The sequence below is a fragment of the Phyllobacterium trifolii genome (genome assembly GCF_014192095.1).
In the GTDB taxonomy this organism is placed as follows: domain Bacteria; phylum Pseudomonadota; class Alphaproteobacteria; order Rhizobiales; family Rhizobiaceae; genus Phyllobacterium; species Phyllobacterium trifolii.
This window is the reverse complement of record NZ_JACHXN010000001.1, coordinates 460,511-478,159: the sequence shown is the minus strand read 5'-3', so window position 1 is coordinate 478,159 and position 17,649 is coordinate 460,511. Positions and strand designations below refer to the sequence as shown.

The window sequence follows — 17,649 nt, the reverse complement described above, 5'->3', positions numbered from 1 at the left end:
CTTAGCAAATTGCATATGAGTACACATTGATGCATTGCAGAATACAAATGTTCTGTGATGTGCGGTCGAGGAGGACTGCGGGGGAGGAATTGAATGGATACTATCTTGACCGGCTTGAAAGCCGCCGTCGACGCAATGGGACCGACCGTTCTGTTGCCAATTGTAATTTTCATCATTGCGCTGGTTTTGGGGGCGAGACCGGGCAGGGCGTTCCGGGCTGCCGTTACAATCGGCGTTGCCTTCATCGGTATCAATCTTGTTCTCGGGCTGATGCTTACGTCGATTGGGGATGTCGCCAAGGCGATAGTCACCAATACCGGCATTCATCGCGACATTGTGGATGTTGGTTGGCCATCGGCCGCAGCGATCGCCTTTGGATCATCGGTGGGCCTATGGGTTATCCCAATCGCCATCGTGGTCAATATCGCGCTGCTATTGACGCGACTTACCCGCACATTGAACGTCGATGTTTGGAACTTCTGGCACTTTGCGTTCATAGGCTCGCTTGCCGTCGCAGCGACCAACAGCCTCACCTACGGCTTGATCGTCGCGGCGCTGATGGTTGCGCTTTGCCTGCTGTTTGCGGATTGGTCCGCTAGGGCAGTACAAAAGTTCTACGGAATCCCGGGTATTTCCGTGCCGCATCTGGCATCGGCGCAAATTCTGCCAATTGCGATCGTACTCAATTGGATCATCGATCGCATTCCCGGGATCAACAAGATCGAGCTCAACACCGAAACCTTCGAACGGCGTTTCGGTGTTTTCGGTGAACCTGTCATTCTCGGTCTGATCATCGGCCTCGTGCTTGGCATTATCGCCTATTATAATGCCGGTGATTTCGGCGTAGTCCTCACGAAGGTACTCCAGACCGGCATGACGCTGGCAGCTGTCATGCTGCTGCTTCCGCGCATGGTGAAGATCCTGATGGAGGGCCTTTTGCCTGTTTCCGATGCAGCGCAGGAATTTGTGCGTAAACGTACCGGCGATCGCGAACTGCTGGTGGGGCTGGATTCCGCCATTCTTATCGGCCACCCCGCAGCAATCTCGTCGTCGCTCATTCTTGTGCCGATCGCAATCATCCTGTCGATCATTCTGCCCGGAAACCGCGTCATCCTGTTTGCTGATCTTGCAGTCATTCCGTTCCTTGTCGCCATGACTGCGCCACTTCTCAAGGGCAATGTCTTCCGCATGGTGATCGTCGGTACTGTCACTCTGGCTGTCGGCTTTTATGTCGCCAATGCCCTTGCGCCGCTCTTTACCGCTGCGGCCCAATCGTCTGGCTTCCAGATGCCCGCAAATGCAGTGCAGATCACGAGCGTTGTCGATGGGTTCCTGTGGATACCCTATGTCGTTATCGCTCTTATCCAAAACCTCGGCGCAGTTGGGCTTGCGGTGTTGGCAATTGTCATTGCCGGAGCCTTCTGGGCCTATCGCCGCAACACCGCGGCGTGGGAGCGCGCAGCAGGTGCCGACGATCTCGGGACAGATGAAACCGTCTAATAGCACCAGTGGAGTAGATGAATGGCGCAAGCCTTGATGAACTATCTTGATCCCGGGGCAATTGTCCTCGGGCTCAAGGCCGCGACAGACCACGATGTCATCCGCATTTTGGCTGATCGACTGCAGGCGCTGGGATATGTCAAACCTAGCTTCGCCGATGCCGTAATCGCCCGCGAGGTTATGTTGCCCACGGGCTTGCCGCTCGGAGGTGACAACAACGTAGCCGTACCACACACAGATCCTGAACATGTGCTGAGACCCGGTTTGGCACTTGCAACACTCGTTGAACCGGTATCGTTTTCCAATATGGAAGATCCGGACGAAAAGCTGCAGGTCAGTGTGGTTTTCCTGATGGCCCTCAACGACAAGGACAAGCAAATCGAAATGTTGCAGGAGATCGCAGGCACAATTCAGTCACCTGAGATTATTTCGGCGCTGATCCAATCCGAATCGGTGGAAGACGTGTCCCGCCTTCTGCGATAAGTTTGCATCAAGAATCAGGGAGGGAACCTATGACTCGGCAGAAAACCGTGCTTTTTGCATGCGGAACAGGTATCGCCACGTCGACAGTGGTGGCGCATGCGGTCGAAGATGCAATGAAGGAGCGTGGCATCCGCTTCAATTCGAGGCAGTGCAAGACGACGGAAGTGGCAGGACAGATCGATGATGTCGATCTCGTTGTCACAACCGCACAGCTGCCAAAGGACCTTGCCAAGCCTGTCATCACCACACTGGCGTTTCTGACAGGTATCGGTAAAGCGGAAGCGCTCGACAAGATTGAAGCTCTTCTGAGAGATTGAGGCTGAACTGCACAAGACAAATCCGCCGTTCATTGGCTTGAACGGCGGATTTGTCTATTCCGCCGGCTGGAGGGCAGGGCGTACAGCGGCAGTCTCTTCGATGGGCCAATGCACAATAGCCGCGAATATACCGAGCACGACTCCGAGCCACCAGACGGGATCATAGCTGCCGAAGTGGTCGTAGAGATACCCGCCGAGCCAGACACCCAGGAACGAGCCGATCTGGTGCGAGAAAAACACGATGCCGCCCAGCATGCCGAGATAGCGGGTACCGAACATGATCGCGACGAGCGAATTTGTCGGCGGTACCGTCGAAAGCCACATCAGTCCCATCAGGATCGCGAAGACAATCACGGAAGTTCCTGTTTGCGGAAGAAGTAGAAAGGCCGTGACCAGTATCGAACGCCCAAGGTAGAGGAACGCCAGAAATTTCGGCTTGGAATAGCGCTGGCTGATCATGCCCGATGCAAGCGAGCCAATGATATTGAAAAATCCGATGAGTGCCAAAGCTAATACCGCATAGGTAGCATCGATGCCAATGTCGCCCAGATAGGCAGGAAAATGTGCCGTGATAAACGCCACCTGAAATCCGCAGACGAAGAAGCCCGTAGTCAGTAGCAGATAGCTCTTGTGTGCGAATGCTTCTTTCAATGCCTGGCCAATCGACTGCTTGTATTGAGCTTCCTTGGTTCTGCCGCTTGAGGAATTGCCCCGCAGGGGTATGGCAAGGACTGGAACAATCAACATTGCCAGGCCGAGACAGACCAGCGCGTCCGACCAGCCAAATCGATCGATGAGGCCCTGACTGATCGGCGCAAAGACGAACATGCCTGCGGAGCCTGCCGCTGTGCCGATACCGAAGACGAAGGTCCGGCTCGCTGCCGAAACATTACGCGCAAAGGCCGATAGAATGACGCCAAAGGAACCCGCGGCAATGCCAAGGCCCACGAGGACCCCGCCGCCGACATAGAGAATGCCCGGCGATGTGGCCCAAGCCATCATGGCCAGGCCGCTCGAATAGAATAGCGCTGACAGAAGCAGCACACGCCACGTGCCATACTTGTCGGCGATCGCGCCGAAGAATGGCTGTCCGGCACCCCAGAACAGGTTCTGCAGTGCCATGGCCATGCCAAACGTACTTCTGTCCCAGCCTTTCTCGGCGAGCATCGGTAGCTGGAAGAATCCCATCGCGGAGCGGGGCCCGAATGTCAAAAGTGCAATGAGACAGCCGGCAATGATGATGAGCCATGGCACGCCGGACTTCTGGGCGACACTTGCTTCGTTCTGTGGCATGGCCGTCTCCTTTTATGGGAGGCGCAGGATTATCTCATTTGTGCTCCCAATCAATTGAATTGAGTTGATTGGTACATAAATGAGTTTGATGAGTATCTCGGGTCCTGACCTGAGCAAGTAAGGGATTGATTTCATGAGACTACTTCTGCCGACACTGGTGATCGGCGCTATCACTCTCGGCGGTTGCGCCAACTCCGGCAATGTCAGTCCACTCGTTTGGTGCGATCGGCCAAGTGATCGCGATGCAACGGTGTCTACCGATTGCACACCGCGTATCGGTGGCGACAGCCCGCAGAGACGCTATTTGCAAGAGCGCCGCTACAACGATTATCGTCAGTCCAGGGGAGGGTAATTCCAGGGATGGAAAGGTCGTCAAGGCGCACCTAGCATATCCTTCCCGCCAGGGAGTCACAAAAAGCTCGATTATCAACCTTGAAGCCAGCAAAATAATCCCCTATGTATTTCGCGACGGCCCTGCCGTTTTTCTTTTGGTCATAAATATGCTCAAAGTGAGTATAAATGGCCGACGACCAAAACCCGGCCAACTTGCCGAGTGAAAGAATGTCCAGGAGGAAGTGGATATGACCAGCGCTGCCCGCATCAAGACTGACCACGTGTCCGGTCAAACTGCAGCCGATCGTTTTGGCGTTCTCAAGATGCCGGATCTTTCCTATACACCGGAGATCGCTGCTGAAACCGAGCATCTGTACGAACGTGTCGCTCACCATATCCCGCGGATCGAATGGCCGGTCTACGCACCTTATGTGGCTGCGATTAACCACCTGAAAAAACAGCGCAACGCCGTCATCCTCGCCCACAACTATCAGACCCCGGAGATTTTTCACTGCGTGGCCGACATCGTTGGTGACTCCCTGCAGCTCGCCAAAGAGGCGACACGTGTGGACGCCGATATCATCGTTCAATGCGGCGTACACTTCATGGCGGAGACGTCCAAGTTACTCAATCCGCATAAGACCGTATTGATTCCGGATATGCGTGCTGGCTGCTCGCTGGCTGAGTCAATCACCGGGGCTGATGTCCGCCTGTTGCGCGAGACCTATCCGGGGGTGCCGATTGTCACCTACGTAAATACTTCCGCTGAAGTGAAGGCTGAAAGCGATATATGCTGCACATCGGCCAATGCAGTCCAAGTTGTCGAAAGCTTCGGCGTCGATCGGGTTTTGTGCATTCCGGACGAATTCCTCGCGCAGAATGTTGCTGCACAGACGAACGTCAAGATATTGACGTGGAAAGGCCATTGCGAGGTGCACGAGCGGTTCACGGCGGATGAGTTGCTCGCATATCGGGCAGCCGATCCGGATATCCAGATCATTGCTCATCCTGAATGTCCGCCTGAAGTGGTGGCAATCGCCGACTATACCGGCTCGACGCGAGGCATGATCGACTATGTGAAGGACAATCGTCCGGCCAAGGTACTACTCGTCACGGAATGCTCCATGGCCTCCAATATCGAATCTGAAGTGCCGGACGTAAAGTTCATCAAGCCGTGCAATCTTTGCCCGCACATGAAGCGCATCACATTGCCGAACATTCTCGAAAGCCTGGTCTACATGCGTGAAGAAATTCACGTCGATCCGCTGATCGCCGAAAGGGCGCGGCTCGCTGTAGAGCGTATGGTCAATCTGAAGAACTGAGGCGAGAAAAGCTGATGTCCACTCATTCCGATCCCGTCATCATCATAGGTGGCGGACTTGCCGGACTTTTTTGTGCACTGAAAGTTGCTCCCCGGCCAGTCACCGTGCTTGCGGCGGCACCCATTGGCCGCGGTGCATCCTCGGCCTGGGCGCAGGCGGGTATTGCCGCTGCCGTCTCGGAAGGCGACACGAAGGAAAAGCACGTCGCCGACACGGTCGCCGCTGGTGACGGTATCGTCGATGAGAGCATCGCGCGGTTGATGGCGAGCGAGGCGGCGTCTCGCGTCCACGATCTGCTCGGATACGGCGTTCCTTTTGACCGCGATCTCAAAGGCAGGCTGCAGGTGTCGCGCGAGGCAGCGCATTCTGAAAGCCGTATCGTCAGGGTACGCGGCGATATGGCGGGCCGTGCGATCATGCAGGCTTTGGTGAAAACGGTTGAAAACACGCCGTCTATCAGGGTGATGGAAGGGTATGTGGTCGAAGACCTGATGATTGAGAAAGGCGCAGTAACCGGTGTCATCGCGCGAACAGAAGCGGGGCGTGGCACGCAGGTAAAACTGGCTTCACGGGCGGTTGTGATCGCCACCGGCGGCATCGGCCATCTTTACGCCGTTACCACCAATCCATCTGAAGCACGCGGCGAGGGTATCGGCATGGCAGCGCGAGCTGGTGCGATGATGGCAGATATGGAGTTCGTGCAGTTTCACCCGACAGCGCTGGATGTGAATAACGACCCGGCACCCTTGGCGACGGAGGCCCTCCGCGGTCACGGTGCGACGCTGATCAATCGCGCCGGTGAACGTTTTATGCTCAAGCTGGATCCCGATGCGGAACTAGGTCCCCGTGATGTGGTGGCGCGCGGGATCTATGCTGAAGTCATGGCTGGTCGCGGTGCCTGGCTCGACTGCACCAAGGCCGTGGGTGCCTCATTCGCCGAGGAGTTTCCGACAGTCTACAAGTATTGTCGCGACGCCGGCATTGATCCTGTTGTCGACCCCATTCCTGTCATCCCTGCCGCGCACTATTTCATGGGCGGTATTCTGACAGACGCCGATGGGCGCACCTCGATCGATGGACTTTGGGCTTGCGGGGAATGCACTTCCACCGGAGCGCATGGGGCAAACCGGCTAGCGTCCAATTCACTGCTTGAAGCCGTCGTGTTTTCCGCGCGCATCGCCGCCAAGATCGGCAAGGGTAACGCGAAATATACGGAAGATTGGTCGAAAGGCTCGGTCGATCGGGACGATTTGGCCGCCGAAGCGGATACAGCGGCGATGACCGCACTCCGCAAGACGATGAGCGCCAGTTTTGGTGTTGTTCGTGACCGCAAAGGCATGCTTCAAGGGTTGAAGACTATTCTTGAGTTGGACAAAGCCAATCGTGATGCGGCCTTTCGGAATGTTTTGGCGACGGCAAAGCTCGTCGCCGTCAGTGCTTTGCGACGCGAGGAAAGCCGTGGCGGCCATTTCCGCACTGACTTTCCAGAGAAACGCCCAGAGTGGCAGCACAGGACATTTTTGACATTGTCCGATGCCGAGGCGTCTCTGGACGAAATGATGGAGTTGGCCTGATGGCTGAAGACATGCGCAAAGCCTTCCCACCATCTCTGCCGCAATTGTTGATCGAGGATGCCGTGCGTGCTGCCCTGCTCGAAGATCTCGGCCGGGCAGGGGATATCACGACCAACGCGACCCTGCCCGAGGATGCCGTAGCCAGTGCAGTGCTTTCCAGCCGCGATGCCGGTACGATCTGCGGCATGGATTTTGCCCGCACCGCCTTTGAATTAATGGATCCAGAGCTGAAATTCACTACGCTGGTCAGGGATGGTGCAAGGGTCAAGCCGGGCGAGGACATTGCGCGCATCGAAGGCAATGCCCGTGCCATCCTCTCTGCCGAACGCGTCGCGCTCAATTTCCTCATGCATCTGAGCGGCATTGCAAGCTATACCGCAAAATTCGCTGATATGATTGCCCACACCAACGCCCGGGTCTGCGACACACGCAAGACCATTCCCGGCATGCGTGCCTTTGCCAAATATGCTGTGAAATGCGGTGGTGGCTCCAATCATCGTTTCGGTCTCGATGATGCGATCCTGATCAAGGACAATCACATCGCAGTCGCAGGTGGTGTCGCAAAGGCGATTCTCGCTGCTCGCGCCTATGCTGGACATCTCGTCAAGATCGAGGTGGAAGTCGATGACCTCAAGCAGTTTGAAGAGGCGCTTTCCGTTTATGCCGATGTGATTCTTCTTGATAATATGGCGCCAGAACTGCTTGAAAAGGCGGTAAAAATCAATGGTGTCCGAGCGAAACTGGAAGCGTCCGGCAATATAGCGTTTGACACGATCAAGGCGATTGCAGAAACCGGTGTCGATTATATCTCGACATCGAAAATTACTATGGCAGCACCAACGCTGGATATCGGACTGGACATCGAAATCAAATGAAGGTCATCGCCACCATTGCAGAACTGCGCGCTGCCCTCAAAGCTGACCGCCTCAAAGGCAAATCCATCGGTCTCGTACCGACGATGGGCTATTTGCACATCGGCCATATCTCATTGGTTCGCCATTCAAAAAACGCCTGCGATGTCACCGTCGTTTCGATCTTCGTCAACCCGACGCAATTTGGACCGAATGAGGACTTGTCCGCCTATCCGCGCGACATGGCAGGTGACCTTGCCAAGCTCGAGGCCGAGGGTGTCGACTACGTGTTTACGCCGGACGTTGCGGAAATTTACCGCCAAGGTGCCAATACGATCGTCGATAACCCGGTCCTGTCCCGGATACTGATCGGCAAGATCAGGCCTGGGCATTTTCGTGGCGTAACAACTGTCGTCACCAAATTGTTTAATATAGTTCAACCGGACCATGCGTTTTTCGGCGAGAAGGATTATCAGCAATTGACGATCGTCCGCCGGATGGTGGCCGATCTCGACATGCCAATCGAGATAACCGGAGTGGCCACCGTGCGTGAAGACGACGGTCTTGCATGTTCGTCACGCAATGCCATGCTGACCGCTGCCGACCGCAAGGCTGCTGTCGTCCTGGCGAAATCGCTGATGCGGGCGGAAGAACTGGTCGGACAAGGCCAGCGCTCCGTGTCGGCAATCCGCGATGCGGTTCGCGCGGTACTGGCAACCGAGAAGCGCGGCGAGATCGAATCTGTCGACATCCGCGATGCGCGGACACTTGATCCGGTTTCGGGCAAATTCAAACAGCCAGTCGTCATTTTGTTGACAGTCCGCTTCGGCAAGGTGCGTCTGATCGACCAGCGCGTTATCGGCTGAACGGGGGAGTGGGAGGAGGAGCTATGAGTCAGGAAATCGTCACTCGCCGGGTCACCGCACCGGAAATACGGGTCCGCAAGGGCGGCGAGCCGATCGTTGCGTTGACCTCCTACCACGCCAACACCGCGCGCATTGTCGACCAGCACGCTGATATTCTCCTCGTTGGCGACAGTCTCGCCATGGTTCTTTACGCCATGGAATCAACGCTCGGCGTGTCGCTCGATCTTATGATCGCCCATGGCCGTGCCGTGGTGCGTGGCTCAAAGCGGGCGATGGTCGTGGTCGATATGCCGTTTGGCTCTTACGAGGAGAGCCCCGAGATTGCGTTCCGCAATGCCGCTCGCGTCATGCAGGAGACTGGTTGCGGTGCCGTCAAGCTGGAAGGTGGCGTGCGCATGGCTGACACCATCCGCTTCCTGATCGAGCGCGGCATACCGGTGATGGCGCATATCGGGCTGACGCCGCAATCCGTCAACACGCTCGGTGGTTTCAAGACACAAGGCCGCGACACGGCACTATGGCCGCTGATCAAGGCTGATGCAAAGGCGGTCAGCGACGCTGGAGCCTTTTCCGTAGTGCTTGAGGGAATTGTGGAGCCGCTTGCGGCTGAGATTTCGCGCGAGATCGCTATCCCCACGATTGGAATCGGCGGGTCAGTCGAATGCGACGGTCAGATTCTCGTGCTTGAGGACATGCTTGGCTACAATCCGAAGCCGCCCAAATTCGTCAAGGTCTACGGTGCTGTCGGCACGGCAATCGACGAAGCTGTCAAGGCCTACGCGGATGACGTCCGTTCGCGAAAGTTCCCGGGCGATGAGCACGTTTATCTACTGAAATAAATACTAGCTGCGTGGCTTTTGTTCGGTATCGGCGCATTGCCAGTACTCCATAGTGGCGGCACTATCGTAGCCTTCACTCAGTAATCGCACGCCGACGCGTCCGGTTTCGGGATAGACAACGACTTCGTTCGGGTTTTTCTCGCCGATCATGATGAACCGGCAGGGCGTGTCGCTGTGGTTGTAAAACGAATGTCCGACTTTCTGCCCGGCCGGAAAGCAGACGTGATCCCCCGCCTTCATCCGATATGTCTTGTCGCCTAGCCGCAGCGTCATCTCACCTTCGAGGATGAACGCCTGCTCCTCCTCGAGCATATGATAATGGTTCATGTTGGATTCCTTGCCCGGCGCTAGCTCTTCCAGGGCAACACCAACGTGGTTCGCGCCGCCGAATCCGGAAAGATAGCGAAATTTGGTGCCATAGCGCGTACCTTTCGACCATTCCTCCAACGGAACATTTTCCGATGCGAATGGTTCGGATATTCCTTCGGCATTGAGCGATGTCGGCTTGTCGTTCATCCCTTCCTCCTATCCCCTGCCACCAACGCGCAACCCCGCCACGCTGCGCTCTTCGAGCACATTGTGCCGGAACCGATAAAGCGCTGCAGGCCTGCCTCGCGCCTGCGTTTGTTCTGCGCCGGTTGGTTCGACCAGTTCTGTTGTCTCGACCAATCTGCGGAAATTCTGCTTGTGCAGGTGACGGCCAGAAATCGCCTCCACAGTCTCCTGCAATGCGGTCAGTGTAAAGGTAGGAGGCATTAGCTCGAATACCACAGGCCTGTATTTCAGCTTGGCCCGCAGCCGCGAGATTGCGGTCGCGAGAATACGCCGGTGGTCAAAACTCATCGGAAGTCCCAGGATGCGCGAAAGATGCGTGCCTTCCGCCCGCCCATCCCGCGCTGCCTCCTCTATCAGTCCCGCTTCGTACAGGAGTTCATAACGTTCAAGTACCCGCTCTTCATCCCACACAATTCCATCGTCTCCGAAGGCGAGCCGGAAACGGCTTAGCCGCGCGGGAAGCCCACTCTTGTCGGCCCAGGCATGCAGAGCGGGGCGGATCGTTTCGTCGATCATGGCGGGCTTGCCGACGCGCCAGTCTTCCCAAGGCAAGAACGAGTACCAGCTGCGCCAGCGAGCACCGGATTTGCGAAGCGCATCTCCGTCATCGGTTATGCGCGTGAGCGCTAGATAACCGACTGAAACGATGTGCAGGTCGCGATCTTCAGCGGTTTTGTGGCGGCCACGATCACCGAAGGTGTAAAGTTGTTCGACATAGCCAAGACGTAAAGGCGTCTGCTCCGCCACCCACTCACGCAATCCGGTCTCGAAGGTTCGATGCAACAGCGGGTTGAACGGGCCGAAGGGCAGCTCGTCGCGCTCGTTGTCATCGCTGGAAGGTGTGGTCAAGATCAGCGGATCATTGTTTGCTACAGCCACTATGGCGGCGCTCAGGTTGATTTCAACGGCATTGGGTGTGCCCGTCACGTCTACACCGTCAGCGGAAGAATGAATGGCATGCCCTCAAAGGCCTCTTCACCGCGACCGATCGCTTTGATTGCATCTACCATTCTGCCGTTGCGAACGAGGATATCATCGGCGAGCGCTACAAGTCTGCCATTGGGTGTGGCAGAGGGTGCATTCTGGCGCAATTTCTGCGCCAACAGCACTTCATCAAGCTCCGGATTAAGCGCAATCGCGGTGATATAGGCTGCAGCGGTCGAGCGCGAGATTCCTGCGTAGCAGTGGATGAGCAAGGGTGCCTTGCGGTCCCAGCGCTGGCCAAACGCGATCAACTGGGTGATATGTTCAGACACGGGGTGAGTCATGCCTTCCGCAGGCTCGAGAATATCGTTGAATCCAAGAAACAGGTGACGCGTCTCGAGAATCTCTACGGGGCGAGGCACCACCGTATCGGCATTGATCAACGTTATCATATCACGCGCGCCGAAACGGGTTGCAGACTCGGCGAGGCGCGACAGAGGAGAGACAACGATATGCGGCATGTTCTTATCCCCGGCTCTGTACCCGTGACTCATTAAGTATAGCAAAACGCAGCAGAAAAGCATTTTGTGCATTCTGGGTAGCGAGTGCCGTCAAGTCGAGACCTTGCGGATCAATTCCGCGGGGACGCCCGAAAAACTGCACAGCTTCTTTCTCCGCAAACCCTGCAAGGCGCGTCGCTTCATAATAGGCGGCAATCGCATCCGCCCGCTTGATCAGGGCACGTAAACTTTGGTGAACGACGGGCGCGAGCGAAAAGCGCAGATGAATAGCGTGTTGCAGCCTCAATTCGACGCTTTTGTAGTCCCCACCGACAACGGCTTTGAACGGCGAAATCATGTCGCCGATCACATATTCGGGTGCATCGTGTAGGAGAGCTGTAAGGCGCTGTTCCGTGGTCGCCTCCGGGACGATCTTCCCGAAGATTTCTTCGACCAGCAGCGAATGCTGTGCCACCGAGAATGCGTGCTCACCAACTGTCTGACCATTCCAGCGCGCAACACGCGACAGGCCCTGCGCGATGTCTTCGATTTCAATATCGAGCGGCGAGGGGTCAAGCAAATCCAGTCGCCGCCCTGAGAGCATGCGCTGCCAGGCACGAAATTCTGGTTTCTTCAAATTGCTCGGTTGCGGCTTTGCCGGTCGCAGCATCCTATTCCCCGATCAGGCCTCTTGCTTCGCCTCGGGAAATGTAAACCGGTGTTCGGAGGGAATGGCAAGGTGGATCGGAATATCTCCTGCCAGAATGGGGTTGCCGCTATCCAATGCATCTTTTACGCGGTCGATCCGGACGAGGCCAAGGCCAGATGATCCTGCAACACTGCCGAGCGTGCCAATATCGCGTTCGTTGGCAGTTATGGATGTACCAGTAGCCGGCAGGTCCGAGGCTCCCGTCACAATCAGGATACGTCTTCGCGCGGTTCCACGATGCTGCATGCGCGAGACAACTTCCTGACCAACAAAACAGCCTTTCCTGAAAGAAACGCCGCCGGTCTGATCCAGATTAACATCGTGGGGAAAGGCATCGCCGAGAGTATAATCCATCGGTGCTTCCGCCACCCCATGGGCGATGCGCAGCGCAGTCCACATTGTTTCTGGAACGTCTGATGCAGGCTCGCCGCCATAGCGCCGCATAACGTTGAGCGCTTGGGGAAAGCGTCGGTCACGTACAGTTGAATCTGCTTCTGAAGCGCCAGACTCATTTTCCCAGGAAACTTCGACAAGTGACTCTGAATCCACGGCTATTTGCACGTTGGCGCGCAGTTTATAGAGCGCCAGCCTCTTCAACAAATCATCTGCAGAGGTCTGCAGTGTATCAAGCCGCAGGCCACCGCCGTTCCGTGAAACGAGAAACTCGAACAGGATCTTGCCTTGTGGATTGAGCAAGGCACCAGGTTTTAGATCGCCGTGCTCCAGCGTGTCGAGATCCGTGGTGATGAGATTTTGCAGGAAATCTTCGGCATCCTCGCCCGTAACGGTCAGGACTGCTCTTCCACTTAAACTTAGCCGCGGCATTCGATCACCCTTGCCTTTCCTGTCCCTGTTACGTAATCCGCAAGGGACGCGTTCGCAAGGCTGGAGTGGAAAGCAAATGGCTCAGACATTCGATACGATTTTCAGGAGCGGGATTGTCGTCAACCAGGACGGTGTTGGCTTGCGCGATATTGGCATCGTCAACGGCCGCATTGCTGCCATCGGCAATCTTGGCAGCGCTTCAGCCGCCGAGATCATTGACGCCACTGGCTTGCATATCCTTCCGGGCGTCGTCGACAGCCAGGTGCATTTTCGCGAACCGGGTCTTGAGCACAAGGAAGATCTTGAGAGCGGTTCGCGCTCCGCCGTACTTGGCGGGGTCACAGCAGTCTTTGAAATGCCGAACACCAAGCCGCTGACCACCTCCGCCGAAACGCTGGAAGATAAAGTTAGGCGTGGCCACCATCGCATGCACTGCGACTTTGCATTCTGGGTCGGCGGCACGCGCGACAATGCAAATGATGTCGCCGAACTCGAACGTCTTCCCGGCGCTGCAGGCATCAAGGTATTCATGGGCTCTTCCACTGGCGATCTTCTCGTCGAGGACGATGACGGGGTGCGTTCTATCCTGAAAAACACCCGCCGCCGTGCCGCTTTTCATTCGGAGGATGAATTCCGTCTGCGCGAACGCGAAGGTTTGCGCGTTCCGGGCGATCCGTCTTCGCACCCCATTTGGCGCGACGAGATCGCGGCGCTACAATGTACCCAGCGCCTCGTACGCATTGCCCGCGAAACCGGCGCGCGCATCCATGTTCTCCATATTTCCACCGCAGAGGAGATCGACTTTCTCGGTGATCACAAGGATGTGGCGAGTTGCGAGGCAACGCCCCATCATTTGACCCTTGATGCCAGCCAATACGCGACGCTTGGAACATTGCTGCAGATGAACCCCCCGGTACGCGACGCGCGGCATCGCGATGGCGTCTGGAAGGGCATCGGGCAAGGCATTGTGGACGTACTGGGTTCGGACCACGCCCCGCACACGCTTGAAGAAAAATCAAAACCCTATCCGGCCTCGCCATCCGGCATGACCGGCGTGCAGACACTGGTGCCGATCATGCTCGACCACGTAAACGCTGGCCGTATGTCGATCGAGCGTTTTGTTGATCTGAGCTCACATGGCCCCAACCGCTTGTTCGGCATGGCTCGCAAGGGACGTATTGCGGTCGGCTATGATGCCGATTTGACCATCGTCGATATGAAACGGCGCGAAACCATCACCAACGCGCAGGTCGGGTCAAAGGCTGGCTGGACGCCTTATGACGGCAAGACGGTAACCGGCTGGCCGGTCGGCACGATCATCCGCGGCAACAAGGTCATGTGGGAAGGCGAGATCGTAACACCAGGCCAAGGCGAGCCGGTGTTGTTCGGCGAGGCGCTTCAGGGCAAATAAATCTGAGCCTTCATAAAGGTGACGGCTGAACCGGTAAGCAGCACGCGGTCATCCAAGAGCTCACAAAGCAGATGTCCGCCGCGCTTCGAGCGTTGAAACGCCGAAAGCTTGAGTTTACCCAGTTCTTCTGCCCAATAGGGCACAAGCGTGGCATGGATTGAGCCAGTCACCGGATCTTCCGGAATGCCCGCATGCGGAACAAAATAACGCGAAACAAAATCGTGTTCGTCGCCCCTTGCCGTAACCACGAACCCAAATGGATCGAGTTGGGTGATCTTTGGTAAATCCGGGGCGAAATCGAGAACCGCCTGCTCATTCTTCAACACAACAAAGACGTTTTCGAAGTTCTGGAATGCCGATACGTGGTTGCCTCCAGTGATTTCGTTGAGCAGTGGAAGAATTTCGCCAATCGGTTCTGGCGGAAAGCTTGGGAAATCAAGCTGGTATGCTGATTTCTTCCTGTTGACACGCAAAGCGCCGACCCTGGTCTCAAATACCAGTTCGCCCTCCACGCCGAGCTCGTTTGCCAAGACATGCGCCGTCGCAAGCGTCGCATGTCCGCAGAAGTCGGCCTCGTGCACTGGCGTGAACCAGCGCAAATCCCAGCAACTCGCATTGGGCTTCACAAAGGCGGTCTCGGCCAGATTGTTCTCGCTGGCAATCGCCTGCATTGTCTCTACTGGCAACCAATCATCAAGGACAAGCACTGCGGCAGGATTGCCGCTAAAGAGTTCGGTGGTAAATGCGTCTACCTGATACATCGTCAATGATCGCATGGATAAGATCCTTGGAGGGCGATGGTCGCCACGCTAACGAACGCCAGCCAAGGGTCAATGCGCAAAGTCGAGATGCCGAAGTTTTTCAGGATTCCGCACAACGTAGATCGCCTTGATCTTACCGTCCTCAATTTCTAGTGCGGTGGTTTGCGGAATCCCGTCACTTTCCGCTGTCACAAAGCCGGGCAGGCCATCGATGAGTCCTTCGTGCATTAACGGCGGTAAATTATAGGCTGCCCGGCGCGAAACGTCACCGAAGAACAGGCAGACATTCGCCATTGAATGGATCGGATCGATTGCAGCGAAGCGAATGCCGCCACCATCGGCGTAGAGCACGACATCGTCTGCCAACAGGGACTGCAGGGCCTGCATGTCGCCACTGCGGGATGCTTTGAAAAAGGCAGCGGCGATATTCTTGCCTTGCTCATCCGAAACCGGAAAGCGTGGTTTTGCTTTCTGGACGTGGCTGCGGGCGCGGCTCGCGAGCTGTCTGCATGTTGCTGGATCTCGACTGATCGCTTCGGAAATCTGATTGAAATCTTGGCCGAACACGTCATGGAGCAGAAACGCTGCGCGTTCCAGAGGCGACAATCGTTCCAGCGCCATCATCAGCGTCAGGGTAATATCGCTATCGGACTCGTCTTCGCTCGGATCAAAGATAGGTTCCGGCAACCAGTTCCCGACATAGGTCTCTCGCCGAACGCGCGCGGATTTCAGATGATCGAGACAAAGCCGCGTTATGGTGCGCACGAGGAAAGCTTCCTCACTGCGAACATCAGACCGGTCAGCCTGATGCCAGCGAATGAAGCCTTCCTGGACGATATCCTCCGCCTCCGCGACTGACCCGAGCATACGGTAGGCAATGCGGGTCAGACGCGGTCTGAGGCGATTGAACGTCTCGGCGCTATTGTCAGGCTGCGGCACTGTTTTTTTCCACCGGATGGACCGAGCGGAAGCCGATAGCCAGGCGGTTCCACCCATTGATGGTTACGATCAACATGGACAGCTTGACGATCTCCTCCTCGGTGAACTGTTCCTTCAGCACGTCATAGACGTTGTCCGGAGCATGGGTCTTGGATATCAGAGTCAGGGCTTCCGTCCAAGCCAATGCCGCGCGTTCGCGATCACTATAGAGCGGCGATTCCCGCCATGCGTTCAGCAAATAGAGGCGCTGCTCAGTTTCGCCCTTCTTACGAGCGTCCTTCGAATGCATGTCGAGGCAGAAGGCGCAGCCGTTGATCTGCGAAGCCCGCATCTTGACGAGCTCGATAAGGCTCATTTCCAGCCCGCTGCTAACGACGCTCTCTTCCATCTTGAGCATCGGCTTGATGAGTTCTTGGAAATTGTAGAGGTTCAATCTTGGTTTCATTGTCTATCTCCTTATGCGGCATTCAGTTGCCTGTACACAAGACGAGACAGCCTTTCGGAACGTGACATCCCGGCAAACTTTTTTATGAATCTTCGTAAGATCAGTCGCCGGTGACGAAAAACCGCCAGCGCCCCTTTGGCGTGATGCCAAGGCGATAAAACACATAAGTGCCGAATTGCTTCATCTCGTCGTAATCGCCGGCGGTGACGATCTGGAAGAGTTCGACCTTCTGCTTGGCGTCAAGCTTGTCGAGCGGATAGGCGAAGAAATAGGGCCAGACATAAAGCTCGTCTGCCGTGCCGGCATCGAGGTGCACATAACCGGACTCAAGCACATCGACCAGAATAGCGAGAATTTCCTGGCCATCTGGATCGCCGGCGAGGCTTTTCAGATAGGCCAACGGATCGCCATCGACATCTGTCAGCGAAAGCATGGTGACATCGTCGCCCGAGCCGATCAGCGGACGGAGCGCTTCGATCGATCCGGATTTGGCTGCAGTCAGAATGAGTTCGCGCATTTTCTGCACCGGGAAAGGCAGTTTGGCGATGTCGTATTCGACCTGAGGCGCTGCTGCGCCTTCCTTGGCATTCGGCATGGCAGGATTATTGCTCTGCGCAGCAGCACCGTCATCATCCGTCGCTGCCGGTGCCTCTGCGGGCTGCTCCGGTGTTGCGTCGGGCTTTTCGGGAGAGGAGGGTTGGGTCTGCGTTTCGCCAGCTGGTTTCTGTTCGGCACCGGGCTTCGCAGGTTCAGTGGCTTTGGGCAGCTCTTCTTTTTTGATCTCGCTCAAGGCGAGTTGCATCGGCATATCGACGCCGGCAGCGAAAGCCGGAACGGAGAAAGCACAAACTGCTGCCGCTAGGAAAAAGGTTCCGGCGATCGCGGAAGCGGAAAAGTGCTTTTCAGGCATGCAGGATCACCAGTTATTGCAGAATGCGATTCGATGAAAATTCACCCGCAGAAATACGTTCACGCAAGCCATCGAGCAAGGCCAATGCGGACACTTCGCCGTTATCACGGATCAGTTCGGTCAATGCGGTGGCAAAAGCGGCTTCGGCCATAATTTCAGGCTCGATACCTTCAAGCGTGCCATCAGCCCAGACTTCATTCTGATATTCGATTGCAACCAGTTTTTTTTCTTCTGCAACCAACCTATCAAGGTCTGTTGATGTCATGTTCATGATATACCATCCTTGGCCGAA

Annotated in this window: 21 protein-coding genes; 10 read left to right on the top strand and 11 right to left on the bottom strand. The window is 56.2% G+C overall.

What is annotated here, in order from left to right:
* The first annotated feature begins 93 nt into the window (after nucleotides 1–93).
* Genes FHS21_RS02470 through FHS21_RS02460 form a run of 3 tightly spaced genes read left to right on the top strand, consistent with a single transcriptional unit; the run spans nucleotide 94 to nucleotide 2,300 of the window.
* Nucleotides 94–1,500 carry a PTS galactitol transporter subunit IIC gene (locus tag FHS21_RS02470; RefSeq protein ID WP_112527769.1) on the top strand — a complete coding sequence of 469 codons (1,407 nt, stop codon included), beginning with the start codon at nucleotides 94–96 and terminating at the stop codon, nucleotides 1,498–1,500.
* A 21-nt stretch (nucleotides 1,501–1,521) separates the two neighbouring features.
* Nucleotides 1,522–1,983, top strand: coding sequence for a PTS sugar transporter subunit IIA (locus tag FHS21_RS02465; RefSeq protein WP_112527770.1), 462 nt, complete (start codon nucleotides 1,522–1,524; stop codon nucleotides 1,981–1,983).
* Nucleotides 1,984–2,012: 29 nt separating this feature from the next.
* Complete coding sequence (locus FHS21_RS02460) at nucleotides 2,013–2,300, top strand: PTS sugar transporter subunit IIB (protein ID WP_112527772.1); 288 nt, start codon at nucleotides 2,013–2,015, stop codon at nucleotides 2,298–2,300.
* A 54-nt stretch (nucleotides 2,301–2,354) separates the two neighbouring features.
* On the opposite strand, the gene FHS21_RS02455 is transcribed toward FHS21_RS02460, so the two are convergent.
* Nucleotides 2,355–3,593 (bottom strand): MFS transporter, encoded by a 1,239-nt coding sequence (locus FHS21_RS02455; protein ID WP_112527774.1) that lies wholly within the window; start codon nucleotides 3,591–3,593, stop codon nucleotides 2,355–2,357.
* 133 nt (nucleotides 3,594–3,726) lie between these two features.
* Here FHS21_RS02455 and FHS21_RS02450 point away from each other — a divergent pair, with 133 nt between their 5' ends.
* The 6 genes from FHS21_RS02450 to panB all read left to right on the top strand — a co-directional run bounded on the left by FHS21_RS02450 (nucleotide 3,727) and on the right by panB (nucleotide 9,378).
* The gene (locus tag FHS21_RS02450) at nucleotides 3,727–3,945 is read left to right on the top strand and encodes a hypothetical protein (protein ID WP_183660885.1); all 219 of its coding nucleotides are present in this window, start codon (nucleotides 3,727–3,729) and stop codon (nucleotides 3,943–3,945) included.
* A gap of 229 nt (nucleotides 3,946–4,174) precedes the next feature.
* Nucleotides 4,175–5,248, top strand: a complete 1,074-nt coding sequence (nadA, locus tag FHS21_RS02445) for a quinolinate synthase NadA (RefSeq protein WP_112527778.1) — start codon at nucleotides 4,175–4,177, stop codon at nucleotides 5,246–5,248.
* A gap of 14 nt (nucleotides 5,249–5,262) precedes the next feature.
* Complete coding sequence (locus FHS21_RS02440) at nucleotides 5,263–6,822, top strand: L-aspartate oxidase (RefSeq protein WP_112527780.1); 1,560 nt, start codon at nucleotides 5,263–5,265, stop codon at nucleotides 6,820–6,822.
* Between the two features lie 11 nt (nucleotides 6,823–6,833).
* Nucleotides 6,834–7,697: a carboxylating nicotinate-nucleotide diphosphorylase gene (gene nadC, locus FHS21_RS02435; protein WP_112528121.1), complete on the top strand. Its 864-nt coding sequence runs from the start codon at nucleotides 6,834–6,836 to the stop codon at nucleotides 7,695–7,697.
* Nucleotides 7,694–8,539 (top strand): pantoate--beta-alanine ligase, encoded by an 846-nt coding sequence (gene panC, locus FHS21_RS02430; RefSeq protein WP_112527782.1) that lies wholly within the window; start codon nucleotides 7,694–7,696, stop codon nucleotides 8,537–8,539. The genes nadC and panC overlap by 4 nt, the downstream gene beginning before the upstream one ends.
* Before the next feature lie 23 nt (nucleotides 8,540–8,562).
* The gene (gene panB / locus FHS21_RS02425; RefSeq protein ID WP_112527784.1) at nucleotides 8,563–9,378 is read left to right on the top strand and encodes a 3-methyl-2-oxobutanoate hydroxymethyltransferase; all 816 of its coding nucleotides are present in this window, start codon (nucleotides 8,563–8,565) and stop codon (nucleotides 9,376–9,378) included.
* A gap of 3 nt (nucleotides 9,379–9,381) precedes the next feature.
* On the opposite strand, the gene FHS21_RS02420 is transcribed toward panB, so the two are convergent.
* The 5 genes from FHS21_RS02420 to ygfZ are packed head-to-tail and all read right to left on the bottom strand — an operon-like array spanning nucleotide 9,382 to nucleotide 12,891.
* On the bottom strand, nucleotides 9,382–9,894 hold the full coding sequence (locus FHS21_RS02420; RefSeq protein ID WP_112527786.1) for a cupin domain-containing protein: 513 nt from the start codon (nucleotides 9,892–9,894) through the stop codon (nucleotides 9,382–9,384).
* Nucleotides 9,895–9,903: 9 nt separating this feature from the next.
* Nucleotides 9,904–10,860 (bottom strand): NUDIX hydrolase, encoded by a 957-nt coding sequence (locus FHS21_RS02415; protein WP_112527788.1) that lies wholly within the window; start codon nucleotides 10,858–10,860, stop codon nucleotides 9,904–9,906.
* Between the two features lie 2 nt (nucleotides 10,861–10,862).
* Nucleotides 10,863–11,378: a tyrosine phosphatase family protein gene (locus tag FHS21_RS02410; protein WP_112527790.1), complete on the bottom strand. Its 516-nt coding sequence runs from the start codon at nucleotides 11,376–11,378 to the stop codon at nucleotides 10,863–10,865.
* A 4-nt stretch (nucleotides 11,379–11,382) separates the two neighbouring features.
* The gene (locus FHS21_RS02405; protein ID WP_183660883.1) at nucleotides 11,383–12,027 is read right to left on the bottom strand and encodes a YfbR-like 5'-deoxynucleotidase; all 645 of its coding nucleotides are present in this window, start codon (nucleotides 12,025–12,027) and stop codon (nucleotides 11,383–11,385) included.
* Between the two features lie 12 nt (nucleotides 12,028–12,039).
* Nucleotides 12,040–12,891 (bottom strand): CAF17-like 4Fe-4S cluster assembly/insertion protein YgfZ, encoded by an 852-nt coding sequence (gene ygfZ / locus FHS21_RS02400; RefSeq protein WP_112527793.1) that lies wholly within the window; start codon nucleotides 12,889–12,891, stop codon nucleotides 12,040–12,042.
* A 76-nt stretch (nucleotides 12,892–12,967) separates the two neighbouring features.
* On the opposite strand from ygfZ, the gene FHS21_RS02395 reads away from it, so the two are divergent.
* Nucleotides 12,968–14,302, top strand: coding sequence for a dihydroorotase (locus FHS21_RS02395; protein ID WP_112527794.1), 1,335 nt, complete (start codon nucleotides 12,968–12,970; stop codon nucleotides 14,300–14,302).
* Here the strand turns inward: FHS21_RS02395 and FHS21_RS02390 are convergent.
* The 5 genes from FHS21_RS02390 to FHS21_RS02370 form a co-directional block, all read right to left on the bottom strand.
* Complete coding sequence (locus FHS21_RS02390) at nucleotides 14,290–15,078, bottom strand: PhzF family protein (RefSeq protein WP_246410729.1); 789 nt, start codon at nucleotides 15,076–15,078, stop codon at nucleotides 14,290–14,292. The two genes, FHS21_RS02395 and FHS21_RS02390, sit on opposite strands and share 13 nt — an antisense overlap.
* Before the next feature lie 54 nt (nucleotides 15,079–15,132).
* Nucleotides 15,133–15,930 (bottom strand): sigma-70 family RNA polymerase sigma factor, encoded by a 798-nt coding sequence (locus tag FHS21_RS02385; protein ID WP_376772057.1) that lies wholly within the window; start codon nucleotides 15,928–15,930, stop codon nucleotides 15,133–15,135.
* A 58-nt stretch (nucleotides 15,931–15,988) separates the two neighbouring features.
* Complete coding sequence (locus FHS21_RS02380; RefSeq protein ID WP_112527799.1) at nucleotides 15,989–16,447, bottom strand: carboxymuconolactone decarboxylase family protein; 459 nt, start codon at nucleotides 16,445–16,447, stop codon at nucleotides 15,989–15,991.
* A 100-nt stretch (nucleotides 16,448–16,547) separates the two neighbouring features.
* Entirely contained in the window at nucleotides 16,548–17,357 is an 810-nt protein-coding gene (locus FHS21_RS02375; RefSeq protein ID WP_112527801.1) for a hypothetical protein, read from the bottom strand.
* 13 nt (nucleotides 17,358–17,370) lie between these two features.
* Nucleotides 17,371–17,628, bottom strand: coding sequence for a hypothetical protein (locus tag FHS21_RS02370; protein WP_112527803.1), 258 nt, complete (start codon nucleotides 17,626–17,628; stop codon nucleotides 17,371–17,373).
* Nucleotides 17,629–17,649: the final 21 nt, after the last annotated feature.